Annotated in this window: 2 protein-coding genes; both read right to left on the bottom strand. The window is 71.2% G+C overall.

The genetic code is table 11. The annotated features are described in order from the left end of the window. Positions 1 to 35: 35 nt before the first annotated feature. Positions 36 to 728 carry an imidazolonepropionase-like domain-containing protein gene (locus C1J00_RS42550; protein WP_102914135.1) on the bottom strand — a complete coding sequence of 231 codons (693 nt, stop codon included), beginning with the start codon at positions 726 to 728 and terminating at the stop codon, positions 36 to 38. 7 nt (positions 729 to 735) lie between these two features. Next, the gene (gene mqnC / locus C1J00_RS42545; RefSeq protein ID WP_102914134.1) at positions 736 to 1,935 is read right to left on the bottom strand and encodes a cyclic dehypoxanthinyl futalosine synthase; all 1,200 of its coding nucleotides are present in this window, start codon (positions 1,933 to 1,935) and stop codon (positions 736 to 738) included. Positions 1,936 to 2,012 lie beyond the last annotated feature (77 nt).

Below are 2,012 nucleotides of genomic sequence, written 5' to 3'. Positions count from 1 at the left end.
CGTTCGGCGAGGGGTTCGCGGGCTGAGGCCGGGGCTCAGCGGGACCGGTACACCAGTCGGCCGGCCAGCACCGTCGCCACGCAGGTCACCGCGCCGTGCTCCCGCAGGGCCGTCCCGTCGGGCACGTCGAACACGGCCAGGTCGGCCCGGCCGCCGACGGTCAGCGGCCCGTGCACGGTACCCGCGAGGTCGTACCCCTCGGCGAACGGATCGAGGTCGGGCCGCTCACCGAGAAGGGTGCCGGGAGCCCCCGTGGTCCCCACGACGGTCAGCCCGGACCGGGCGACGGCCGTGGCCACCAGCGGGTCGCGGAAGCGGGCGCCGGGCGACGCGACGGCCGTCGTGCCGTAGCGCAGCATCCGCTGCACACCGCGGCGTACGCTGCCCGACCAACGGGTCTCGGTGAGGTCACCCAGGGCGGCCAGCCGCTCACCCCACAGGGGCTGTTCGCCCAGCTCACCGGCCTCGCGCGGGTCGGGGTGATAGCACTGGCGCAGCAGCCACAGCGGGTGCCACTGGCGCAGACCCGGGGTGAGCACGCCCGGCCAGCGCCGCACCCGCGCGCCCGGCGCGCTGTCGACGGCGTCCTCGTACGGCCCGACGCTCGTGATCCGGTCGCCGTCCACCACGACGGCTCCGTCCACGAAGGCTCCGTCCACGACGGGTCCGTCCATACCGGGTGCCGCGCCCGCCGGGAGGACCAGCGGGGCGGCGTGGATCGTCAGCACGGTCGGGTCAGTTGGGGGCCAGCAGCTTCAGCTCGGGGTGAGCCGTGCCGCCCTCGATGGCCGTCGAGGAGATGTGCGAGACGACGCGGTCGTCGACCGGGTCGTTCGCCGGGTCGTCGTGGACGACGAGGTGCTCGTACGTGGTCGCGCGCTGGGCGGGCACCCGGCCCGCCTTCCGGATCAGATCGATGATCTCCATCCGGTTGGACCGGTGCTTGGCACCGGCCGACGACACCACGTTCTCCTCCAGCATGATCGAGCCGAGGTCGTCGGCGCCGTAGTGCAGGGAGAGCTGCCCGACCTCCTTGCCCGTGGTCAGCCACGAGCCCTGGATGTGGGCGATGTTGTCCATGAACAGCCGCGCGATGGCGATCATCCGCAGGTACTCGAAGAGCGTCGCCTGCGTGCGGCCCTTCAGGTGGTTGTTCTCGGGCTGGTAGGTGTACGGGATGAAGGCGCGGAAGCCGCCCGTGCGATCCTGGACCTCCCGGATCATCCGCAGGTGCTCGATGCGCTCGGCGTTGGTCTCGCCGGTGCCCATGAGCATGGTGGAGGTGGACTCCACGCCCAGTCCGTGCGCGATCTCCATGATCTCCAGCCAGCGCTCGCCGGACTCCTTCAGCGGGGCGATGGCCTTGCGGGGCCGCTCGGGCAGCAGTTCGGCACCGGCACCGGCGAAGGAGTCGAGCCCGGCGGCGTGGATACGCTGGATGGCCTCCTCGACGCTCACCTTGGAGATCCGGGCCATGTGCTCGACCTCGGACGCCCCCAGGCTGTGGATGACCAGCTGCGGGAATTCCTTCTTGATCGCGGCGAAGTGCTTCTCGTAGTACTCGACGCCGTAGTCCGGGTGGTGTCCGCCCTGGAACATGATCTGCGTGCCGCCCAGTTCGACGGTCTCCGCGCACCGGCGCAGGATGTCGTCCAGGTCGCGCGTCCAGCCCTTGTCCGTGGCCTTCGGCGGGGCGTAGAACGCGCAGAACTTGCACGCCGTGACGCAGACGTTCGTGTAGTTGATGTTGCGCTCGATGATGTACGTCGCGATGTGCTCGGTCCCGGCGTACCGGCGGCGGCGTACGGCGTCGGCGGCGGCGCCCAGGGCGTGCAGCGGGGCGTCCCGGTACAGCACGAGTGCCTCGTCCGGGGTGATCCGACCACCGGCGGCTGCACGGTCGAGGATGGGCTGAAGGTCGGCCTTCTCGGTCACCGGGCGTCCCTTTCGTAAGGGTTGTGGACGGACCAGCCCAGCGTACGCCAGGGGTTCGGTGGGCTGGACGTCAGGCC

Source organism: Streptomyces cahuitamycinicus (assembly GCF_002891435.1).
GTDB classification, from domain to species: Bacteria; Actinomycetota; Actinomycetes; order Streptomycetales; family Streptomycetaceae; genus Streptomyces; species Streptomyces cahuitamycinicus.
The sequence above is the reverse complement of the archived record's forward strand: the minus strand, read 5'-3'. Positions and strand labels throughout refer to the sequence as shown.